A 2770-nucleotide genomic window follows, 5' to 3' on the forward strand; every position below is an offset into this window, starting at 1 on the left:
GACCGGCGTCGGCTGGTTGGTCACGCCGAAGTTCGACACGCTGCCGGAGCTGACCGTGGCGCCGACGTTGAACGGCGAGAAGATCGGGGTGCGGCGGAAGACCGGGTCTTCGATCGAGATCGTCGCCGACAGGCCGTTGCCGACCGTCGCCGTGTAGGCGAGCAGGTTGGTCGAGAACACGTCCGAACCGGCGGTGGCACCGGCGAACTCGAAGTCGTGGGCGTAGAAGTCGAAGAACGACGACGCGCGACCGGCGGTCATTCCGGCGAACTGGATGAACGCCTTGTCGACGTTGACGAATTGCGAGTCGCGGCCGAAGCTGTCGGTGCCGATGCCGGCATAGGCCTGGCCGATGCGCTGCTGGGTGCCGGACTGGCCGACGCCGGAATAGCCGGTGCGGGCGCCGGCGTCCAAGCGCACGAAGGCGCGCAGGGTGCCGTAGGCGGTCTGGGTACGGGCATCGAGGTTGATGCGCATCCGGCCCTGGTAGCCCGACGTGTCGCCGTTGCCGGCGGCGCGCGAGTTGCTGGTCATGTAGCCGCCCTCGAACCGGGCACGGCCCGAGATGCGCAGGCAGGTGTCGGTGCCCGGGATGTAGAAGAAGCCGGCACCGTAGGCGTTGCAGACGCGGACGTACTCGACTGGCACCGCCTTCTTGACCGGCAGGTCGGCGGCGTGCGCGGCCCCCACCGCCGCGAACGCGGCGGCGGACCCGAGCAGCGAGCCCTTCAAGAGCTTCATAGACATCTCCAAAGCTTCGAGACCCGATATCGCCATCCGCGCAGTTTTGATCTGCACTACAGGCACATTGTTTTACTATTCTACCTATTACAGGCAGCTCTGTTCGGGCACCCGATTTCGAGACGCGCCGATGCATCGGCACATTGTTCAAACCAAAGCTTCACTGCAACATGGATTCACGTATCGACCGGGTCTTGTCTCAATATGTTGCAACATCGCAACAAGATTGAGAGCAAATATATCTCCACTTAAGTATCATTTGAAAATCTGACGTACTGATAAAACAGACATTACATAGTTTTGCTATATGTATTAATCGAAAAATTATAAAATCAAAGAGTAATATCTTGCGAGCTCTCCCGCTGCCCGCCATACGCTCGGCGGACGGCGTTGCCCGCCGTTTTCAAACCGGCAGGACACGACACGCCCCCCCTGGACGGGCGAAACGGCCGGCCGGATGTGTCCGGCGCCGATCCGATCGTGATGATGATTCTCGACGCGGCCGACTCACCGCTGCCGGCGGCGCGCGGTCCCGGTGCCGAAACCCGCACCCCTGTCCGGGGCGTGGCGGCGGCTCTGACGGCGCAGCCAGTCCGACAGGGGCGTCAGCCATCACCCAACGACGCGTCACGGCGTACCGCGCGGACACGGCCGGCACGGTGGCGTCACAGGGGGCGGCATCAGGATCGAAGTGATGGGCGCAGGCCAGCTGTCGGCGGGCGTCGAGCCGTCCGGCCCAGCCGATAGAGGCGGCCGCATCGCCCGCGAGATCGGGCAGCGCGGGAGTGCCCTGGCATCGGCGGCGCAGGGCGGCGGGCCGGCCTCGGGTTCGGAACCGAGCCGAACGACAAAAAAGGCCCGGCCGAAGCCGAGCCTTGAGATCCGTGAAGCACGAGGAAGGCTGCCGGGGCCGAAGCCCCGGCGGGCCGGATCAGAAGTCGCGCTGGACGCGGAAGCGGACCTGGGAGACCGAATCCTGCGTGGCGGTCCGGACCGCGAAGGTGCCGTTGTTGATGCCGGCGATGTTGGCGTAGGCGGTCGGGCTCTTGTCGAGATCGATCGCCCGGCCGTTCTTCAGGCCGATCTGGGTGTAGAAGCCCTCGACGCCGATATCGAGGTCCTTCACCGGCGACCAGATGATGCTCGCGCCGGCCACGAACTGGTAGGTGTCGCGCAGCGCCTGGCTCAGCTGGTAGAACCGGGTGCCGGGGGCGCCGACGGCGTTGGAGCCGAACGGGTTGCTGCCGGCCAGACCGCTCACGAGGTTGTAGATCGCACCCTGGGCGAGACGGGCGCTGTTGGAGAAGCTCTGCTCGCCGTAGGAGCCGAAGAAGGCCGAGCGCCATTCCGGCGACCAGTAGTGCAGGTACGAGGCGACCGCCGTGAAGCTGGTCGAGGTCTGCAGCTGGCCGGTATAGGGATTGATCGTCGCGTCGGAGAAGTACTGGGCGAACTTCTGACCCTGGATCGTCGTGGTGCTCTGCGTGTACGAGCCGGTATACGAGGAATAACCGGTATAGAGCTGCGCGCCCTCGCCGTAGGCACCCTGCAGGTACAGGGCGTCGCCCGGCGCGATGAAGGGGGCGTTGATCTTCAGGCCGCCCTGAACCGCAAATCCCTGGACCGTGCTGGTGTGGGCGGGGACGAGGACCGGGCCCGTGCCGGTGCTGGCGGCGGTCGAGAGGTTGCCGACGTTCAGCTCGTGGGTGGCGGCGGAGAGCTGGGCCGAGCCCCAGGCCTGATCGAGGCGCACAACGCCGACGAAATCGGGCAGGCGAGAGCGCTCGATGCTGTCGACGTTCCCGTAGCGGCCAGGACCGACGAAGATCGGGGTCGGCTGGTTGGTCACGCCGAAGTTCTGCACGCTGCCCGTGTTCAGGGTGGCGGAGACGTTGAACGGCGAGAAGATCGGGGTGCGGCGGAAGACCGGGTCTTCGATCGAGATCGTCGCCGACAGGCCGTTGCCCACCGTCGCCGTGTAGGCGAGCAGGTTGGTGGAGAAGTTGTCCGAACCGGCGGTGGCACCGGC

The 2770-nt window shown here is 65.5% G+C and carries 2 protein-coding genes; both read right to left on the bottom strand.

Going from position 1 to position 2770, the window contains the following annotated elements; translation table 11 throughout:
• Positions 1–741, bottom strand: a 741-nt coding sequence (locus MKK69_RS00155) for a porin (protein WP_243964613.1), incomplete at its 3' end; no start/stop codon positions are given.
• 931 nt (positions 742–1672) lie between these two features.
• Positions 1673–2770: porin (locus MKK69_RS00160; protein WP_243964614.1), on the bottom strand; the 1098-nt coding region annotated here is incomplete at its 5' end.

Source organism: Methylobacterium sp. J-026, assembly GCF_022829585.1.
Classification (GTDB): Bacteria; Pseudomonadota; Alphaproteobacteria; order Rhizobiales; family Beijerinckiaceae; genus Methylobacterium.